This is a genomic window from Sphingomonas echinoides (genome assembly GCF_029623395.1).
GTDB classification, from domain to species: Bacteria; Pseudomonadota; Alphaproteobacteria; order Sphingomonadales; family Sphingomonadaceae; genus Sphingomonas; species Sphingomonas echinoides_A.
In genome coordinates this window covers 41767-59719 of the sequence record NZ_JAPYKK010000010.1, presented here as the reverse complement: position 1 = coordinate 59719, position 17953 = coordinate 41767, and the positions used below count along the sequence as shown (strand labels likewise).

General features: G+C 63.8%; 16 protein-coding genes and 1 tRNA gene. 9 read left to right on the top strand and 8 right to left on the bottom strand.

What is annotated here, in order from left to right; all coding sequences use genetic code 11:
* Positions 1 to 59 precede the first annotated feature (59 nt).
* Positions 60 to 2321, bottom strand: a complete 2262-nt coding sequence (gene parC / locus QBJ92_RS08190) for a DNA topoisomerase IV subunit A (RefSeq protein ID WP_277969193.1) — start codon at positions 2319 to 2321, stop codon at positions 60 to 62.
* A gap of 88 nt (positions 2322 to 2409) precedes the next feature.
* Between parC and QBJ92_RS08185 the strand changes: the two genes are divergently transcribed.
* The 5 genes from QBJ92_RS08185 to purQ all read left to right on the top strand — a co-directional run bounded on the left by QBJ92_RS08185 (position 2410) and on the right by purQ (position 6506).
* Positions 2410 to 3309 carry an alpha/beta hydrolase family protein gene (locus QBJ92_RS08185; RefSeq protein ID WP_277969192.1) on the top strand — a complete coding sequence of 300 codons (900 nt, stop codon included), beginning with the start codon at positions 2410 to 2412 and terminating at the stop codon, positions 3307 to 3309.
* The gene (kynU, locus tag QBJ92_RS08180) at positions 3306 to 4520 is read left to right on the top strand and encodes a kynureninase (RefSeq protein WP_277969191.1); all 1215 of its coding nucleotides are present in this window, start codon (positions 3306 to 3308) and stop codon (positions 4518 to 4520) included. Before QBJ92_RS08185 ends, kynU begins: the two co-directional genes overlap by 4 nt.
* A 141-nt stretch (positions 4521 to 4661) precedes the next feature.
* Complete coding sequence (gene purC / locus QBJ92_RS08175; protein WP_277969190.1) at positions 4662 to 5441, top strand: phosphoribosylaminoimidazolesuccinocarboxamide synthase; 780 nt, start codon at positions 4662 to 4664, stop codon at positions 5439 to 5441.
* Positions 5442 to 5607: 166 nt separating this feature from the next.
* Positions 5608 to 5838 (top strand): phosphoribosylformylglycinamidine synthase subunit PurS, encoded by a 231-nt coding sequence (gene purS / locus QBJ92_RS08170; protein ID WP_277969189.1) that lies wholly within the window; start codon positions 5608 to 5610, stop codon positions 5836 to 5838.
* Positions 5835 to 6506, top strand: coding sequence for a phosphoribosylformylglycinamidine synthase subunit PurQ (purQ, locus tag QBJ92_RS08165; protein WP_277969188.1), 672 nt, complete (start codon positions 5835 to 5837; stop codon positions 6504 to 6506). The genes purS and purQ overlap by 4 nt, the downstream gene beginning before the upstream one ends.
* 12 nt (positions 6507 to 6518) lie before the next feature.
* Here purQ and QBJ92_RS08160 read toward each other — a convergent pair whose 3' ends face one another.
* Positions 6519 to 6827, bottom strand: a complete 309-nt coding sequence (locus QBJ92_RS08160) for a hypothetical protein (protein ID WP_277969187.1) — start codon at positions 6825 to 6827, stop codon at positions 6519 to 6521.
* Positions 6828 to 6920: 93 nt separating this feature from the next.
* Entirely contained in the window at positions 6921 to 7685 is a 765-nt protein-coding gene (locus QBJ92_RS08155) for a queuosine precursor transporter (RefSeq protein WP_277969186.1), read from the bottom strand.
* A gap of 81 nt (positions 7686 to 7766) precedes the next feature.
* Here QBJ92_RS08155 and QBJ92_RS08150 point away from each other — a divergent pair.
* The 3 genes from QBJ92_RS08150 to QBJ92_RS08140 all read left to right on the top strand — a co-directional run bounded on the left by QBJ92_RS08150 (position 7767) and on the right by QBJ92_RS08140 (position 10451).
* A tRNA-Arg gene (locus tag QBJ92_RS08150) sits at positions 7767 to 7843 on the top strand.
* Between the two features lie 323 nt (positions 7844 to 8166).
* On the top strand, positions 8167 to 10071 hold the full coding sequence (locus QBJ92_RS08145; RefSeq protein WP_277969185.1) for a sensor histidine kinase: 1905 nt from the start codon (positions 8167 to 8169) through the stop codon (positions 10069 to 10071).
* Entirely contained in the window at positions 10068 to 10451 is a 384-nt protein-coding gene (locus QBJ92_RS08140; protein ID WP_277969184.1) for a response regulator, read from the top strand. The genes QBJ92_RS08145 and QBJ92_RS08140 overlap by 4 nt, the downstream gene beginning before the upstream one ends.
* A 252-nt stretch (positions 10452 to 10703) precedes the next feature.
* On the opposite strand, the gene QBJ92_RS08135 is transcribed toward QBJ92_RS08140, so the two are convergent.
* A complete protein-coding gene (locus tag QBJ92_RS08135; RefSeq protein ID WP_277969183.1) occupies positions 10704 to 11789 on the bottom strand; it encodes a VOC family protein in 1086 nt (361 codons plus the stop codon).
* Between the two features lie 130 nt (positions 11790 to 11919).
* Here QBJ92_RS08135 and QBJ92_RS08130 point away from each other — a divergent pair, with 130 nt between their 5' ends.
* Positions 11920 to 12588 carry an antibiotic biosynthesis monooxygenase gene (locus QBJ92_RS08130; RefSeq protein ID WP_277969182.1) on the top strand — a complete coding sequence of 223 codons (669 nt, stop codon included), beginning with the start codon at positions 11920 to 11922 and terminating at the stop codon, positions 12586 to 12588.
* Positions 12589 to 12672: 84 nt separating this feature from the next.
* On the opposite strand, the gene guaA is transcribed toward QBJ92_RS08130, so the two are convergent.
* The 4 genes from guaA to rplQ all read right to left on the bottom strand — a co-directional run bounded on the left by guaA (position 12673) and on the right by rplQ (position 17900).
* The gene (gene guaA, locus QBJ92_RS08125) at positions 12673 to 14229 is read right to left on the bottom strand and encodes a glutamine-hydrolyzing GMP synthase (protein ID WP_277969181.1); all 1557 of its coding nucleotides are present in this window, start codon (positions 14227 to 14229) and stop codon (positions 12673 to 12675) included.
* A gap of 44 nt (positions 14230 to 14273) precedes the next feature.
* A complete protein-coding gene (locus QBJ92_RS08120) occupies positions 14274 to 15194 on the bottom strand; it encodes a hypothetical protein (protein WP_277969180.1) in 921 nt (306 codons plus the stop codon).
* Between the two features lie 76 nt (positions 15195 to 15270).
* A complete protein-coding gene (locus QBJ92_RS08115; protein ID WP_277969179.1) occupies positions 15271 to 17331 on the bottom strand; it encodes a prolyl oligopeptidase family serine peptidase in 2061 nt (686 codons plus the stop codon).
* A 146-nt stretch (positions 17332 to 17477) separates the two neighbouring features.
* On the bottom strand, positions 17478 to 17900 hold the full coding sequence (rplQ, locus tag QBJ92_RS08110; RefSeq protein ID WP_277969178.1) for a 50S ribosomal protein L17: 423 nt from the start codon (positions 17898 to 17900) through the stop codon (positions 17478 to 17480).
* Between the last annotated feature and the right edge of the window lie 53 nt (positions 17901 to 17953).

Below are 17953 nucleotides of genomic sequence, written 5' to 3'. Positions count from 1 at the left end.
ATTCATGCGCGCAGACCATCTCCACCCCCGGCTGGGCTGCGCTTTCCAGAAGCGCCCGGTCAGCCGAATCGGTTGTCCCGCGGGAACCCATTCGGCGGCATCCGCCCGGCAGCACCCCGCGCCGCCCGCCAAGCGCCGAGATCGGTCTCGGTCCGAACACGACCGCTGTCGCCGCCCATTGGCCAGCTCAGCCCGTTCGCGAAGACGAATGTGATCGCATCGGACAGACCACCGTCGCGGAAGCGCATCAACTGCACCCCCTGCCCGCGCGTCAACTCGGGCAGTTCCGCCAGCGGGAAGACGAGCAGACGCCGATTGTCCCCGATCGCGCCGACATAATCATCCTCGACCGAAATCGGCCGCACGATCTTGAGTTTTGCGCCAAACCGCGGCGTCACCACGGTCTTCCCCTTGCGCGTTTCGGCCAACGTGTCGGCAGTGCGCACGATGAACCCGCGACCGTCCGTCGCCGCGACGATCCATCGATCGGCCAGACTCGCCCGGAACACTCCGACGATCCCGATGTTGCCGTCGAGGTCGATCATCAGCCTGAGCGGTTCGCCGAACCCGCGCCCGCCGGGCAGCTTGTCCGCCGGCAAGGTGAAGAAGCGCCCGTTCTCCGCCGCGACGAGGACCTTGTCGGTTGTCTGCGCGTGAAAATCGAACAGCGGCGCATCGCCGTCCTTGAACTTGACCGCTGCGACCCCGGCGGCATCGACATGCCCCTTCATCGCGCGGATCCATCCGCGTTGTGACAGGATCACCGTGATCGGCTCGCGCTCGATCATCGCGTCGAGCGGAATGTCGCGCAACGGCGCCGCCTGCTCGATCGTCGTCCGCCGCCGCCCGAGCGTCGTCTCGGGACCATAGCGGTCGCGCAGCTTGCCAAAATCGCGCTTCAACCGCGTCCGCTGCTTCGCCTCGCTGGCGAGCAAGCCCTCCAGCCCGCTGCGCTCGCGATCCAGCAAGTCGCGTTCCTTGCGCAACTCCATTTCCTCGAGCCGCCGCAAGCTGCGCAGTCGCATGTTGAGGATCGCCTCGGCCTGACGGTCGTTCAATTCGAACTCGGCGATCATCACCGGCTTGGGCTCGTCCTCGGTGCGGATGATCTCGATCACGCGGTCGAGGTTGAGATACGCGACGATATAGCCGTCGAGCAGCTCGATCCGGTCCGCGATCTTGCGCAGCCGATGCTCGGCGCGCCGCCGCAGCACGATGAACTGGTGCTGGACCCACTCGTTGAGCGCCTCCGCCAGGCTCATCACGCGCGGCGTCCGGCTCGCATCGAGCACGTTAAGGTTGAGGCTGAAACGGCTCTCGAGGTCGGACAGCTTGAACAGGCTCTCCATCAGCACGACCGGATCGACCGTGCGGCTGCGCGGCTCGATCACGATGCGAATCACCGCGTCCGATTCGTCGCGGACATCCGCCATGATCGGCAGCTTCTTGTCGTTGACGATCGCGGCGAGCTGCTCGATCAGCTTGCCCTTCTGCACGCCATACGGAATTTCGGTGACGATCGCGGTCCACGTGCCGCGCCCGAGATCCTCGACGTTCCACCGCGCGCGCACCCGGAACCCACCACGCCCGGTTGCATAGCTTTCGGCAATCGCGGCGGGCGAGTCGACCACCAGCCCACCGGTCGGGAAGTCCGGCCCCCGGACGTGATCGAGGATGTTGAACCCGGCAAGATCCCCCGACCGATCGATCAGCGCGATTGCGGCGTCATACAGTTCGGCGACATTGTGCGGCGGGATGTTGGTCGCCATGCCGACCGCGATCCCCGCCGCGCCATTGGCGAGCAGGTTGGGGAAGGCACCGGGGAACAGCTCGGGCTCCTGTTCCTCGTTATTATACGTGGGTTTGAAGGCGACCGCGTCTTCGTCGAGCCCGTCCATCAGGTCGATCGCGACCTGTGTCAGCCGGGCCTCGGTATAGCGGAAGGCGGCAGCGTTATCGCCGTCGATATTGCCGAAGTTCCCCTGCCCCTCGACCAGCGGATAGCGCACCGAGAAATCCTGTGCGAGCCGGACCATTGCGTCATAGACCGACTGATCGCCATGTGGGTGATACTTACCGATCACTTCGCCGACGACACGCGCGGATTTCTTGAACGCGCTGCTCGGGTCCATCCGCAGCGCACGCATCGCCCACAACAGGCGGCGATGCACCGGCTTCATCCCATCGCGCAGATCGGGGAGCGAGCGCGCGGTGATCGTCGACAGCGCATAGACGAGATAGCGATCCGACAGCGCGCTATCGAACGGCGCGTCGGCGATCGCGTTGAAGGGATCGTTGGGGTCGATGATGTCGGTCGCCATCTGTTCCGGTTAGCAGGCCGGGGCGCCCCGCGTCCACCGCGACGCAGCCCCTTCGACAAGCGCCCGATGCCATCGTATCGAAGGAGCGATGCTAAGATTCGCCCTTGCCGCTGCCACGCTGCTCACCGCCACCGCGCTCCCGGCGCAGGATGCCCCCAAACCGCTGCTGACCTGGCCCGATCTGGTCGGCCGCACCAAGCCTGCGCCCGATGCCACGGTCGACTATGGCACCGACCCGTACCAGAAGGTCGACGTCTGGGTGCCAAAGGGCAAAGGACCGTTCCCGACCGTCGTAATGGTCCACGGCGGCTGCTGGACGACGAGCATCGCGGATCGCACCCTGATGAACTGGATCGCGGACGATCTGCGCCGCGATGGAATGGCGGTGTGGAACATCGACTATCGGGGCGTCGATCGACCGGGCGGCGGCTATCCCGGGACCTTCGCAGACACCGCCGCCGCTGCGGACGCGCTGCGCAGCTCGGCACACACCTACCACCTTGATACCAGGCGGGTGGTCGCCATAGGCCACTCCGCTGGCGGGCATCTCGCGCTCTGGCTGGCGGCACGCGGCAGGATTCCGAAGAGCAGTGCACTGTACCAACGACACCCGCTCAAGATCGCCCACGCCATCAGCCTCGGCGGCCTCCCAGATCTGGAAGCGACGGCCGGCAGTCCGGACAACGGCTGCGGCGTCGAGGTCGTCGCCAAACTCGTCGGCGCACCGGGCGTGCGGCCCGATGTCTATGCCGACACATCCGTCCCGCGGCTGTTGCCGATCGGCGTGCCACAGGATCTCGTCAATGGACGGGAGGACAAGATCATACCGCTTCGGATGGGTACGGATTATGTGGCGGCCGCCCGCGCCAAGGGCGACCGGGCCGACCTGCACGTGGTCGACCACACCGGCCATGTCGAACTGATTGCTCCCGAAACCCCGGCGTGGGCGGAAGCGAAGCGCCTGATTCGCGCGGCGTTGGCCAAGTGACCCCGCAGGAAGCCCGCGCACGCGACGCCGCCGATCCACTCCGCGTCTATCGCGACGCGTTCGTCTTGCCGGACGGCGTCATCTACCTCGACGGCAATTCGCTCGGCCCGCTTCCGCGCGCGACACCGGCGGCGCTCGCGGACATCGCCGAACGGCAATGGGGCGAGCGGCTCATCCGCAGCTGGAACGAAGGCTGGATCGAAGCGCCCCGTCGAGTCGGTGGTAAGATCGCGCGGTTGATCGGTGCCGCCGAGGACGAAGTGATCGTCGCCGATTCGACCTCGGTCAATCTGTTCAAGCTGCTGGTCGGCGCGCTGCGCCATGCCGCACCGCGCACGACGATTCTCAGTGAGACGGGGAACTTCCCAACCGATCTCCATATCGCGGAAGGCGCCGTCGGCTGCGTTCCCGGCGCACGGCTCAAGGCAGTCCCGCGCGAGTCCCTCCGGCAGGCGGTCGACGCCGATACCGCGGTGCTGATGCTGACCCATGTCCATTACAAGACATCCGAGTGTTTCGATATGTCTCAATGGTCCTCGATAGCTCGGGAAGCAGGCGCGCTAAGCCTTTGGGACTTAAGCCATAGTGTTGGCGCGATACCGGTCGACCTCAACGCCGCCGGTGCCGATCTCGCGGTCGGATGCGGTTACAAATATCTCAACGGCGGCCCTGGCGCGCCGGCCTTCCTGTACGTGTCGAAGCGTTTGCAGGAGCAACTGGCCAGCCCCTTGTCCGGGTGGATGGGCCACGCCGCGCCCTTCGGGTTCGCGGATGCCTACGCCCCTGCCCCCGGCATGATGCGCTGGCTGGCGGGGACTCCACCGATGCTCGGGCTTGCTGCGCTGGAAGCGGGCCTCGACGTCTGGCAGGACGTCGATCAGCAGCATGTCGCGCAGAAGAGTGCCGCATTGTTCGACGTCATGGCCGCGATCGGCAGGAAGCTGGGGCTCGTTTGCGTGAGCCCCGCCGACCCGGCGCAACGCGGAAGCCATATCTCGTTCCGCCACCCGGACGCCTACGCGCTCTGTCAGGCGCTGATCGCGCACGGCGTGATCGGCGATTTTCGCGATCCGGACATCCTTCGGTTCGGGCTTACCCCGCTGTATCTCGGGTACGAAGACGTGGTTCGGGCGGGCGAGATCCTTGGCGACATTCTCGCGAACGACACCCACCATGACCCAGCATTCAGGAACCGAAACGCAGTAACCTGACGCCCTCCAGCGTAAAGGCCAAGCGATTGCCAAGCGATTGATTGCACCCCCGGCATCGATTCGGTATAGCATTGGGCTTCCCGCCCCGGCCCGCGTGATCCGCGTTGCCGGGGCCGCTCATTTCCGAGGGTTAGCGCACATATGGCACGCCGCCGCCAGATCTACGAAGGCAAGGCCAAGATCCTGTACGAGGGTCCTGAGCCTGGGACGCTGATCCAGTATTTCAAGGACGACGCGACCGCTTTCAACGCCCAGAAGAAGGGCACGATCAGCGGCAAGGGCGTGCTCAACAACCGGATTTCCGAGCACATCTTCACCCTGCTCGGCGCGATCGGCGTGCCGACGCACTTCATCCGCCGGCTCAACATGCGTGAGCAGCTGATTCGCCAGGTTGAGATCATTCCGATCGAAGTCGTCGTCCGCAATGTCGCGGCAGGGTCGATCTCGACTCGCCTCGGGATCGAGGAAGGCACGCAGCTGCCGCGCACGATCATCGAATATTACTATAAGGACGATGCGCTCGGCGATCCGATGATCACCGACGAGCATATCGCCGCGTTCGGCTGGGCCGGACAGGAAGAAATGGCCGACATCGCCGATCTGGCGATTCGCGTGAACGATTTCCTGTGCGGCCTGTTCGCCGGGATCGGGATCCGCCTGGTCGACTTCAAGCTCGAATTCGGGCGCGTATGGGACAATGATTACCCGCGCGTGATCTTGGCGGACGAGATCAGCCCCGACGGTTGCCGTCTGTGGGACATGACCACCAACGAGAAGCTCGACAAGGATCGCTTCCGTCGCGACCTCGGCGGCGAAGTCGAGGCGTATCAGGAAGTCGCCCGCCGCCTTGGCTTGCTGCCGGAGGACGCCGACGGCGCGGTCCTCGACATGGAACAACACCGCCTCAACAAGGGCAAGTAAACGCGGGCTTCCGCGATCCACTCCCCCGGCGCAGACCTGCGCCGGGGGAGTGCGGCATTTGCAACAACGGGGAAGCGGCACCCGCGAATGCCATCACCCCCTTGCGACCCGCGCCGTGCGCGAGCATAGCGACCCGCATTCCCTACCGTCGCAGCAGGACATATCTATGAAGCTCCGCATCTTCGTCACGCTGAAGCCCGGCGTGCTCGATCCGCAGGGTCGCGCAATTCACAAGGCGCTGGACGGCCTCGGTTTCGCCGGTGTCAACGATGTCCGCGCGGGCAAGCTGATCGAACTCGACGTTGCCGACGACATGCAGGACGCGCAGGTCGACGAGATGTGCCGCAAGCTGCTCGCCAACACCGTGATCGAGAATTTCCGGGTGGAACGCGCATGAAGACCGCGGTCATCGTCTTTCCGGGATCGAACTGCGACCGCGACGTCGCGGTTGCCTTGCGGGAGGTGAGCGGGACCGCACCGACGATGGTGTGGCACGGCGACACCGCGCTTCCCGACGGGATCGATCTGATCGCCCTCCCCGGCGGCTTTTCCTATGGCGACTATCTGCGCTCGGGCGCGATCGGTGCCCGTTCGCCAATTATGAAGGCCGTGACCGACGCCGCAGGGCGAGGCGTGGCGGTGCTCGGCGTGTGCAACGGCTTCCAGGTTCTGACCGAAGCCGGGCTGCTGCCGGGCGCGCTGATGCGCAATGCCGGTCTCGATTTCGTCTGCCGTGAAGTATCGCTAACGGTGGAAAATGCGCAAACCGCGTTCACCAGCCGCTACGCCGCGCAGGAGAAGATCGTCATTCCGGTGGCGCATCACGACGGCAACTATTCGGCGGACGCCGAAACGCTGGACCGGCTCGAGGGCGAAGGCCGCGTCGCGTTCCGCTATGCCGAGCCCGTGAACGGCTCGTCGCGCAACATCGCCGGCGTGCTGAATGCGGCGGGCAACGTCCTCGGCCTGATGCCCCACCCCGAACGCCGCATCGACGGCGCGGCGCACGGGGGCAATGATGGACGACGGATGTTCGAAGGCTTGCTGGAGACGGTTCGGGCCTGAGCCCGCCCCGATCTAGTCCAGCGGCCTCCCGATCGCGAGCGCATCCGCGGGGCCGACATGCTGTTCCCCGTCGAACAGCCGATCGAGCCGCCCGCGGATTTCGCCACGATAGCCCTTGGCCGCGAGAGAACGCGGGGCGGTTACCGACACCTCGTCGGCAATCGCATCCTTGATCCGGTCGAGCGCTGTATCATCGAGCACGTTTGCACGCTTCAGCTCGTGACAGAGCTGGACCAACCCAACCGCGGTCGCCTGTGCCCGCAACCCGACGTTGGTGAGATCGAAATGCAGCTTCTTTTGCTTGTCATATGAGATCGTCATCGGACTCTCCTTCCGCACCTACCGTAAGCCCGAAATCCCCGCACGGCTAGCGCTGCGCAAGGCGCTTGATCCACATCGCGAGCATACCGATTTTTAGACGCTCGCTTTGAAGGGCGAAAAGTCCGTTCCGCGATCATAGACGTCGATGCCCTCGCGGCGCTTGAGGGACCCAACCACCAGATAGGTAACGGGGGTCAGCAGCACTTCCCAACCGACCTTGAGCACGAACTGGCTGAGCATCACCAGCATCATCGCTTCGATCGGCCAGTCGGGCGCGCCCAGGAACGCCAGCGGGTAAAAAATGAGGCTGTCGAACCCTTGCGCGACGATCGTGCTGCCGATCGTGCGGGTCCACAGCATCCGCCCTTCGGTCAGGATCTTGAGCTTGGCGAGCACGAAACTGTTGGCGAGTTCCCCCACCCAGAACGCGGCGACGGACGCGACGATGATCCGCAACCCGGTCGCGGCGGCGGGGTCGATCAGGACCGACCTTCCGAACACATATTCATATGCCGCCTGTCCGCTCCACCCCGCCGCGGGCGGCAGCGCGACGACGACCTGTTCCATCACCGCGAGAAACACGAGTGCCCCGAAGCCCGCCCAGACGCAGCGCCGCGCGCGGGCGTAGCCATAGACCTCGGTCAGCACGTCGCCGATCACGTAACTGACCGGGAAGAACAAGATGCCCGCCCCGAACGGCCACGGCCCGATCCCCGGAAGCTCGATCACCGAGCGCTTGCCCGCCCCGACCACATTGGACAGCAACAGGATCACGACGAACGCAACCATGATGAAATCGTAATATCGGAACGCGCGGCCACCCAGGTCGCGTGCAGCTATCCCCTGCGGTCCGTTCATGCGCCCCCCGTTCCTTCCGAGCGCTCCGGTATGAAGACCGTTTCGTTGTCACGCAATCCGCGCTACAGCCCTGCCCGGCGCGCGCCCGTAGCTCAGTTGGATAGAGCAAGGAGCTTCTACCTCCTCGGTCGGGGGTTCGACTCCCTCCGGGCGCGCCAAAACCACCGATGCCACGCTCCTGCAATTTCGCCGATAGGAAACGGTTTGCGATCCCGCGCGCAAATGATCCCGTTCCGAAGATAGCAGCGCGTTGGAACTGCCGGGTGGGACACGTCCCGCAAAAAACAGAACTGAAGTTTTCGGTCCGCGACTACCCCTTCGCACACGCTCTTAATCTATGTTTCGGTCTAATATTCTGAATGACTTGACCACGCCTGCGGCGACTGAGAGATTTCAGAAAAGCTACCGCTTACAGGATGATGTGCATGTCCCATTTACCCGAAGCACCGCGATGAATTGGCGCTCGCAATATGAGCTTTTCATGCCGCACGGAATGTGTTTCCTGTGGCAGCCGGAGTTAATGGCTCTCCACGTCGTATCGGACGCGTTGATCGCCCTGGCGTATTTCACGATCCCCTTTGCAATCTTGCGATTCGTCCAGGGGCGGAACGATCTCGAGCCCAGGCATCAGCGCATGGCGCTACTCTTCGCTGCCTTCATCGCCTTTTGCGGCCTGACGCATGTCGTCAGCATCTATGTTCTCTGGGTGCCGATCTACATCATCGAAGGGTGGCTGAAGGCGATTACGGCGGTAGTTTCGGTTGCGACGGCGATCGGCTTGACGAAGCTTGTGCCGCAAGCGCTCGCGCTTCCGTCGGCCGAAGCGATGCGGATCGAAATCCGGGCACATCGCGAAACCATGCTCGCGCTGGACGCCGCGCGCGCGGCGCTCGCGGTCAAGGTGGATCGCACCGAGGAGGCTTTGCGCGACAGCGAACAGAAGTTCGGCGCGGTTGTCGAGCACATGTCCGAGGGGCTGATGATCTTCGACCAGCACGGCGCCGTGACCTTCCACAATCCCGCGTCCGCACGGATTCACGGGATCGAGCACGAAGCGGATGGGCTATTTCATCGTGACGAATTGCCTGTCCAGTGGCGTGGCTGGACCCGTGAAGGGGAGCTCCTGCCCTTCGAGGAATGGCCGCTGCTACGCGTCCTTCGAGGCGAGCGTGTCCGGAACCAGTATTTCCACGCCGAGCGGGCGGATACGGGTCGATCGTTCGACGCGGTTTATAATGGTGCGCCGATCTACGCAGCCGACGGCACCTTACTGCTGGGATTCATTACGCTTCGGGATGTTCGGGACGAAATCGAAGCGCAACAGGCGCTGGCGCACACGAACGATCTGCTACGCGGTTTCACCGACGCGATTCCGGGGGTGATCTTTGCCAAGGACCGCGAAGGCCGCATGGTGTTCGCGAATGACGGCACCGCCGCGCTGATCGGCAAGGCAAAGAACGACTTCCTCGGCAAGACTGATGCCGAGTTCCTGGACGATCCGGCACAAGCCAACGCCGTTATGGCGAACGATCGTCGAGTGATGGAAACCGGCACGACCGAACAGATCGAGGAGCAAGTGAGCCTTCCGAATGGCGCGGCCGTGACCTGGCTCTCGACCAAGGCGCCATTGCGAGACGCCGACGGCACCGTCACCGGCATCATCGGACTATCCGTCGACATCGGCGCGCAAAAAGCGAGTGAGGCCGAGCTCGGTCGGCTCAACGCTCAACTGGAAAGCCAGACCGAGGCTTTGACGGTGGCCAACGGGCGCCTCAGCGCGGCGTTGGTACAACGCGACCTGCTACTCCAGGAAGTCTATCACCGGGTGAAGAACAACATGCAGATGGTCGACAGTTTCCTGGTGTTGCAAAAGGCCGCTCTAACCGACCCGGTGGCCAAGAACGCTTTGACCAGCCTTCGTAAACGCGTTCACGCCTTGGGTCTGGTCCATCACCAGTTGATGCAATCCGGCAATCTGACGACCTTCGATATCGCACCGTTCCTCCGGGAACTTGCCGACAATATCTTGGATGGAAGCGCCTCAAATGACGTAGGCATCAGCGTTCATGCCGACACGCTTGACGTTGGCCTCGACTTCGCGATCCCATTGGCGCTTCTGGTTACGGAACTCGTGACCAATGCGCTGAAGCACGCTTTTCCCGGTGGGCAAGGTCACATCGACGTCCAACTGTCTCAAAACGCCGATGGATCCTTTGCCTTGGTGGTGTCGGACACGGGGATAGGCTACACCAACGCGCTTGGGTCTTCCGCTGGCGGTCTTGGAACCAAGATCATCACGGCGCTCGTACGGCAGCTCAGGGCGACGATGACAATGCATTCCGAACACGGCACGCGAGTCGCCATCCATATCGCCGCAATAGAATGAGCGCGCTGCAGCGCCAGGTTCTGGTGGTGGATGACGAGTTCATCATCGTCATGGGCCTCATCGATCAGGTCGAGGAAATGGGTTTGACTGTGTGCGGTTCGGCGGCGACGGCGGACGAAGCGGTCGCACTCGCGCGCCAACATCGGCCGATGGTCGTGCTGATGGACCTCCGCCTGGACGGCACCAAGGACGGTGTCGATGCGGCCATGGTCATCCACGAAGAGATCGGCTCGAAGGTCATTTTCATCACCGGTTCGCAAGAGCCAGACAGCGTGGCCCGGATGCGTACCGATCACCCCTGCGCGATCCTGTTCAAGCCCGTGTCGAGCCATAAGCTTCGCAACGCGATCACCGCCGCACTGAGCCCGTGCGATGTTTGAAGCCTATCGCACCGGTTTAGCCCTCGGTGCTTCCGCCTGCCCCAGAGTCTTCAGCTCGATTCAAGCTGAACTGCAGGATTTCCACGCGGTCTGAAAGACCGCTTGCGTGGTTTCCGGCCAGTCGGGCGGAAAAGGTCTCGACGGCTCTGGCAACGCCCTCCGCGGTGACGGGCTTTTGCATCATCAGGCTTTGGGGCGCTGTCGTGTGCCATGCGTCCGTCGCTGCCACGGTCAATGGCGCGCCGGCAGCGTCTACACCCGGTCCCCAAGGCGGACCACCATCGTCGGCGTAAACGGGAACCCGGCATCCGGCGCAGGCGCGTTCGCCCCCGGATGGACGAGTTCGGTAACATATCCCGGCAGCGCCTTGCGCGTATCCAGATAATAGAACGACGCCACATCATCGCCGAGGCCGCCGCCCATGCACACCGGCACGTCGACCGATTCCATCCGCGCCCTGATGGTCTCCCAGGCGGTACGGTCGGGAAGGAAGCCCGCGAAGATGTGGTGAATGCCTTCGCCCAGCGGCTGCAGGAAGTCCTCCTTATAGTGGCTCGGCCCGAAGGTGGGCTGGATCAACTCGAAGCTCAGCCGTTCCCCGATCGTCGGGGTCGTCGTGAAATAGGCGTGATCGACCTGCACCCCGTTGTTTTCCGGGTCGGTAAGCAGGCCGGGGGCTTTACGCCAGTTCATGAACAGGAAATCGGTCTGGCCGAACAAACCGTTCCACCGCTCCACGACCTTCATCAGGTCCGTCACCACCACGCCGAAATGCAGGAAAGCGGGAATCGGGAGCAACGCCCCTTCCGCGGGAATCTCGCCCGAGAGATCCCAGGTTTCATCGATCCGGACCTTCGCACGCCAGTCGGCCTCAAGGGCGACGAGAAGTTCGACATAGAAACCGCCCAGCGCCGCCCGCGTATCGAGCGTCACGCGATCGACCACTCCATCGACTCGAACGGACTGGGCAATCGCGATGCCCTGCTCCGCCAGCCACGGCTTCAACGCGGCAAACGCCTCCATGCCAATCTCGGCAACGGCTACGCCGATGATGCCTTCCCCGCGAGTGATCAGCCATTGCTGGTAGATGGTCCAGCCGGACGTCGGCTGCACCAGCTCGAACGTCACGGGACCCGTCCCGGTCATCACCGTGCCCGTCGCCGTGACATAGCCGAAATCCGAGCGGAACCCCCCGACCACGGTTTCGTCCAGATGCCCGCTGTCGCCAACCACGTGCCATTCCGCAATGCCGTACATCCGCGCCAGCTTGGCCGCCGATGCGCGCGCATCATGAACGACGAGGGAGATATGGTGGAGCTTGTCCGCTGGAATCTGCATTGCCGTCTCCATTGCTTCGGCTGCCCGCTTATTACAAGCTTGTAGCCATGTCGTTATCATATTATCCAGATTGTGTCACCATTATGCAGAATTGCAACGGGATGAGGAGAGCGCGATGACCAGTGTAAGAATGCTTCTGCGCGCAGAGGGCCCGGACGCCATGCCGCGCCTCGCAGCGCTCACCGAGGCGGCGCGCGCCATGCCGGGATGCCTGCACGCCGAGGATTTCGTCGCGCTCGAATCCGATTCGCAATTCCTGCATGTCGAGCTGTGGGAGACACCCGGAGCCTGGGACGCCGCTTATGCCGCGCGTACCGAAGCCTTGACCGCGCTCGCGTACAGGCTGGAATTCTACAAGTTCGCGCGCTTTGCGCCGACCGGCCCGGCCTGGGTCGCCGTGGATAGCGACGCGCGCGGCGAAACCCTGCGCTGGCCCGCAGCGCCCGGGCCCATCCGCATTCTGATTCAGGTAACGGGCAATCCGACGGATCCGGCCCAACCGCTGGTCGACCTGTCGTACGGGACGCGGCAAGAAGAAGGCTGTCTGGAGTTCACCTTTTTCCGCAGCGTCGATTTCCCCGAGAATCTCGCGCTGCTGGAGTCCTGGGCATCACCGGCGATCTACGACCGGCACTGGCAATTCCGGCTCTCGCAAAACAGCCCGCCGCCGCCCCCGGCGCCGGAGCGCCGATATGGCGAAACGACCTTCGAATGGTACCCGGAGTGCCACTTCATCCTCAAGAACGGATGCTGGGTCGCAGAGGAACCCGCCAAGCGGATGGACACGGTCTTCTGGTGACGCCAGCCGTGTGAGCGCTACGGCGCTGCCTCGGCCGTCAGATCGTGGGTCGTGCCCGATATCGGAGGAGGTAAGTCTTCCTCGTCATTCCCACTCGATCGTGCCGGGCGGCTTGCTCGTATAGTCGTAGGTCACGCGATTGACGCCGCGGACTTCGTTGACGATCCGCGTCGCGACCCGCGGCAGGAAGTCGCCCGGGAACTGGAACGCCTGCGCGGTCATGCCGTCGGTCGACGTCACAGCCCGCAACGCCAACACGTTGTCATAGGTGCGTCCGTCGCCCATCACGCCGACCGAGCGGACGGGCAGCAGCACCGCAAACGCCTGCCAGATCGTGTCGTACAGCCCGGCGCGGCGAATCTCGTCGAGATAGACCGAGTCGGCCTTGCGCAGAATGTCGCAGCGTTCCTTGGTCACTTCGCCGGGAATGCGGATCGCGAGCCCCGGCCCGGGGAACGGATGCCGCCCGACGAAGATCTCGGGCAGCCCGAGTTCGCGACCCAGCGCGCGGACTTCGTCCTTGAACAGCTCGCGGAGCGGCTCGACCAGCTGCATCTTCATCCGCGCGGGCAGGCCGCCGACATTGTGGTGGCTCTTGATCGTCACCGAAGGCCCGCCGGTAAAGCTGACGCTCTCGATCACGTCAGGGTACAGCGTCCCCTGCGCGAGGAAGTCCGCACCGCCGATCCGCTTCGCTTCTGCCTCAAAGATGTCGATGAACGCGCCGCCGATGAACTTGCGCTTCGCCTCCGGGTCGGTGACGCCCGCCAAGCCGGCCAGGAAGGTCTCCTCGGCGTCCACATGGACCAGCGGGATATGATAATGGTTGCGGAACAGCGTGACGACCTGATCGGCCTCGCCGCTGCGCATCAGCCCATGGTCGACGAAAACGCACGTCAATTGCTCGCCGATCGCCTCGTGGATCAGCACCGCTGCGACGGCCGAATCGACCCCGCCCGACAAACCGCAAATGACCTTGCCGCTGCCGACCTGCGCGCGGATCTCGGCGATCTTGGTCGCGCGGAACTCGGCCATCGTCCAGTCGCCGCTCAGCCCGCAGACGTGCCGCGCGAAGGTCGCGATCAGCTTTGCACCATCTGGGGTGTGGACGACTTCCGGGTGGAACTGCATCGCGTAATAATGCCGCGCATCGTCGGCGATCACCGCGAACGGCGCACCCTGGCTCGCCGCGACCGGACGGAAGCCAGGGGCAAGCTCGGTCACCTTGTCGCCGTGGCTCATCCACACCTGGTGCGATTCGCCGGTTTCCCATGCGCCATCGAACAACGCGCAGGTGTCGCGGATCTCGATCACCGCGTGGCCGAACTCGCCGCTGTCGCCGAGCGTCACCGTCCCGCCGAGCTGGTGCATCATCACCTGCTGACCGTAACAGATCCCCAGGAGCGGCACGCCGCTGTCGAGGATTGCCTGCGGGATGCGCGGGCTATTCTCGTCGAGCACCGAAGCGGGACTGCCGGAGAGGATCACGCCCTTGGGCTGCATCCGCTCGAACGCATCGGCGGCGGTCGTGAACGGCGCAATCTCGCTATAGACCCCCGCTTCGCGCACGCGCCGGGCAATCAACTGAGTCACCTGGCTACCGAAATCTACGATGAGGATGGAGTCGCTGGGATGGGTCATGCGGCAGCGCATAGCTGCACTAGACTTTGTAGGGAAGTATCCGCCTACAACGCGACTTGATCACGCCGCTTCTGAGGATCGAACACGAGGAGTGCGCACGTGTCGCGACGGACACTCCGACTCTGCGCAAGCTGGCTAGGATTGAGTTCGTTCGACAAGGGCAAGGCGACGCAAGAGGTACGAACGATCCGCATCACGGCATTAAAGGCTTGGGGGCTGACCGGATCGGTCAAATCCGAGGCAGGCGCATCTTCGCTATCGAACAGGGAGTTGCGATCCAGCCCGAGACAGTCCGCCGCGTCCAGGACAGTCATTTCTTTCTCCAGATTTGCGTTGTTGCCCTGACACTTGGTGGTCATGCCCGCTGCAACGGTTTCCATCCCGGCGCGATACACCCCTGCCCCGCGGTGAAATGCCCCAGCCATGTCTGCCGTGGCCCCCAATGCTCCCCAAGCCGCCGACAACACATCGCCTTTGGCCAGCTTGTTGAGGAACGCGCGTGCGCGATCGGTCGGCAGAGCCGCGATCATCGCCCGGGTGACCCGAGCCTCGATCCGCGCCACGTCGGCTTCGTAATTGACGTAATAGCCGTCACATTGGGCGTCGGCCTGCATCGAAGTTACCGGAGGCGTGGGCGTGGGACTTGGTGTTCGAACCAAGCATGTCCTTGCATTGCCCATCCCCAGATTGGCAGCAGCATGGTTGATCTCCCCTGCCGCGTTGCCCAACAGGCGGGCGAAGCCGTCGCCATCTTCGCCCCGGACAGATGCCTCCCCCACCCGCGCGGCGATCGCAAGGACCATAGCCCCGCGCAGGAGCTGCAACTGCTTGTTCGCGCTTGCGTCGAAGGTCCGCTCGTCCAAGATATGCCCGGGGTAACCGCCGGGATACCGCACCTCTTTCAAGATGACGTTGCACCCACCCAAGAGTGGAACCACAGTCAAACAAAGAAAAAGCTTGCGCATGTCCCATCTCCCCCAAGACAGGGATCATGCCATACTGGTGTCCAATATCAAATACACCTTTTAAGTCTAACGATCCTTACTTAACTGGCCTGACCTGCAACCCGGTCCATTTTGCGGCAAATGCCCAGGCATCCGCCGTCTCGGCGATGACCTTGTCGGTCGGCTTACCCGATCCGTGCCCGGCGCGCGTCTCGATCCGAACGATCCGGGGCTTGGGGCCCAGATCCATCGACTGAAGCATCGCGGTATATTTGAACGTATGACCCGGCACGACGCGGTCATCGGTGTCGGCAGTCTCCGCGAGGATCGCCGGATACGGCTTGCCCGCGCGGATGTTGTGATACGGCGAGTAAGCGTACAGCGTCTTGAAGTCGGCTTCCTTCGACGGATAGCCGTAATCGTCGACCCAGTAGCGCCCGGCGGTGAACCGATCGAACCGCAGCATGTCCATCACGCCGACCGCCGGGATCGCCGCGGCGAACAGGTCCGGGCGCTGATTGGTCACCGCGCCGACAAGCAGCCCACCGTTCGACCCGCCCTGGATGACAAGCTGGTCCTTCCCGGTGATCTTCTGCGCCTTCAGATATTCCCCCGCCGCGATGAAATCGTCGAACACGTTCTGCTTCTGCGCCAGGCGTCCGCCATCGTGCCACGCCTTGCCATATTCGCCCCCGCCGCGGATGTTCGCGACCGCAAGGACGCCCCCCTGCTCGAGCCACGCAAGCCGAGTCGCGGAGAAGCTCGGGGTCACCGAAATGTTGAACCCGCCATACGCGTACAGCAGCGTCGGCGCGGGCCCGGTCACGTCCTTGCGCCGGACGACGAACATCGGAACGCGCGTGCCGTCCTTCGACGTGTAGAAGCGCTGGTCGACCTGATAGCGTGACGGGTCGAACGCGACCTTCGGGCTGGCCCACGGTGTCGCCTGCCCACTTTTCACGTCGTACCGGTAAATGGTCGTGGGGGTCGCAAAGCTGGTGAACGCGTAGAAGGTCTCGCTGTCGTCCGCATTGCCGCCGAGCCCGCCGACAGTCCCGATCCCGGGCAACGCCACGACTCCGTCGGGCTTGCCGTCGATCGTAAACCGGCGAACCTCGCTCTTCACGTCCGCGAGATACGAAACGAGCAGGCGACCACCGATGAGACTGGCGCCGTCGATCACGTCTTTGCCCTGCGCGACGACTTCATGCTCGGGCACTTCCGCCGACCGCGCATACAGGTTGGTCGCGACGATCCGCCCCCGCGGCGCGCCCTTGTTGGTCACCCAGTAGAAATTACCACCGACGTTCCCGGCCAAGGTCCACTCGTTCTCGAGGCCCTTGACGATCGTGCGCGGCGCCGGCTTGGGCGCGGTCAGGTCGATCACGGTGATCTGATAGCGGTTGTCGGTGCCTTCGTGCGTCGTGATGACGAGCCACTTGCCGTCGTCCGTCACCTGCGCGTTGTGCCCAAGCCTGGGCTGGTCCGGCGTCGCATAGACCAGCGTATCCGCCGCCTGCGCGGTGCCGAGCCTGTGGAAATAGACCTGCTGGTTCTCGTTCAGTGCCTGGAACTTGGCGCCGTCCGCTGGGGCGGCGAAGCGCGAGTAATAGAATCCCGACCCGTCCTTCGCCCAGGACAACCCCGAAAACTTCACCCAATCGACCTGATCCGACACCGCGCCCGTCGCGACGTCGAGCACCTTGACCGTGCGCCAGTCGGTCCCGCCATCCTGCACCGCATAAGCGAGCTTCTTCCCGTCCTCGGATGGCGACCATTCTGCCAGCGCCGTCGCGCCGTCCTTCGACCAGCCGTTGGGGTCGATCAGCACGCGCCCCTGCCCGTCCACGCTGTCGCGGACGTACAGCACCGCCTGGTTCTGCAGCCCCGCGTTGCGGCTGTAGAAATAGCGCCCGCCCTTCTTCTCCGGAACACCGAACCGCTCGTAATCGAGCAACTGCTTCAACCGCGCCGCGAAGATGTCGCGCCCGGGCAGCGTCGCGAGATACGCGTTGGTCACCGTATTCTGGTCCGCCACCCACTTGGCGACTTCCGGATCGGTCCGGACGTCGTTCTCGAGCCAGCGATAGGGATCGGCAACCTTGACGCCGAACTGTTCGTCCACCTGCGCGGTGCGGCGGGTTTCGGGATAGTGCATAATGGGAGCCTGTGTCTGCGCGAAAGCGGGGGAAGCCAGGAGAACCGCGAGGATCGGAAAAGGACGCATGCAAACCCCGAAAACGACAAAAGGAGCCGCACTCTTAGCGAGTGCGACTCCTTTCTCAACGTCCGATGACGAAGGGCTTATGCCGCCTCGTCATACTCTTCGCCGGTCATCACCGGGCCAGAGTCCTGGCCCTTTGCAGTGACGTCACGGTCGACGAACTCGATGATCGCCATCGGCGACGCATCCGACAGACGGATACCGGCCTTGACGATCCGGGTGTAGCCGCCGTTACGGCCGGCATAACGCTCGGCCAGAACGTCGAACAGCTTGGTCAGCTGCGCATCGTCGAGCAAGCGGGCATGCGCGAGGCGACGGTTGGACAAGCCACCCTTCTTCGCCAGCGTGATCAGCTTTTCGACGTAAGGACGCAGTTCCTTCGCCTTGGCGACGGTCGTGGTGATCTGCTCGTGCTTGATGAGCGCGGCGCTCATGTTGCGGAACAGGGCGATGCGGTGAGCCGAGGTCCGCTGAAGCTTACGGCCGCCTACGCGATGACGCATGGTATGTCCTTCGTTCGTTAAGGGGCCGTATGAGGTACCCCAGAGCCGGTGGG

Coding starts and splice junctions, on each gene's coding strand:
- parC (WP_277969193.1), bottom strand. CDS start 2,321: ATGGCGACCGACATCATCGACCCCAACGATCCCTTCAACGCGATCGCC.
- QBJ92_RS08185 (WP_277969192.1), top strand. CDS start 2,410: ATGCTAAGATTCGCCCTTGCCGCTGCCACGCTGCTCACCGCCACCGCG.
- purC (WP_277969190.1), top strand. CDS start 4,662: ATGGCACGCCGCCGCCAGATCTACGAAGGCAAGGCCAAGATCCTGTAC.
- purS (WP_277969189.1), top strand. CDS start 5,608: ATGAAGCTCCGCATCTTCGTCACGCTGAAGCCCGGCGTGCTCGATCCG.
- purQ (WP_277969188.1), top strand. CDS start 5,835: ATGAAGACCGCGGTCATCGTCTTTCCGGGATCGAACTGCGACCGCGAC.
- QBJ92_RS08160 (WP_277969187.1), bottom strand. CDS start 6,827: ATGACGATCTCATATGACAAGCAAAAGAAGCTGCATTTCGATCTCACC.
- QBJ92_RS08155 (WP_277969186.1), bottom strand. CDS start 7,685: ATGAACGGACCGCAGGGGATAGCTGCACGCGACCTGGGTGGCCGCGCG.
- QBJ92_RS08145 (WP_277969185.1), top strand. CDS start 8,167: ATGCCGCACGGAATGTGTTTCCTGTGGCAGCCGGAGTTAATGGCTCTC.
- QBJ92_RS08140 (WP_277969184.1), top strand. CDS start 10,068: ATGAGCGCGCTGCAGCGCCAGGTTCTGGTGGTGGATGACGAGTTCATC.
- QBJ92_RS08135 (WP_277969183.1), bottom strand. CDS start 11,789: ATGCAGATTCCAGCGGACAAGCTCCACCATATCTCCCTCGTCGTTCAT.
- QBJ92_RS08130 (WP_277969182.1), top strand. CDS start 11,920: ATGCTTCTGCGCGCAGAGGGCCCGGACGCCATGCCGCGCCTCGCAGCG.
- guaA (WP_277969181.1), bottom strand. CDS start 14,229: ATGACCCATCCCAGCGACTCCATCCTCATCGTAGATTTCGGTAGCCAG.
- QBJ92_RS08120 (WP_277969180.1), bottom strand. CDS start 15,194: ATGCGCAAGCTTTTTCTTTGTTTGACTGTGGTTCCACTCTTGGGTGGG.
- QBJ92_RS08115 (WP_277969179.1), bottom strand. CDS start 17,331: ATGCACTATCCCGAAACCCGCCGCACCGCGCAGGTGGACGAACAGTTC.
- rplQ (WP_277969178.1), bottom strand. CDS start 17,900: ATGCGTCATCGCGTAGGCGGCCGTAAGCTTCAGCGGACCTCGGCTCAC.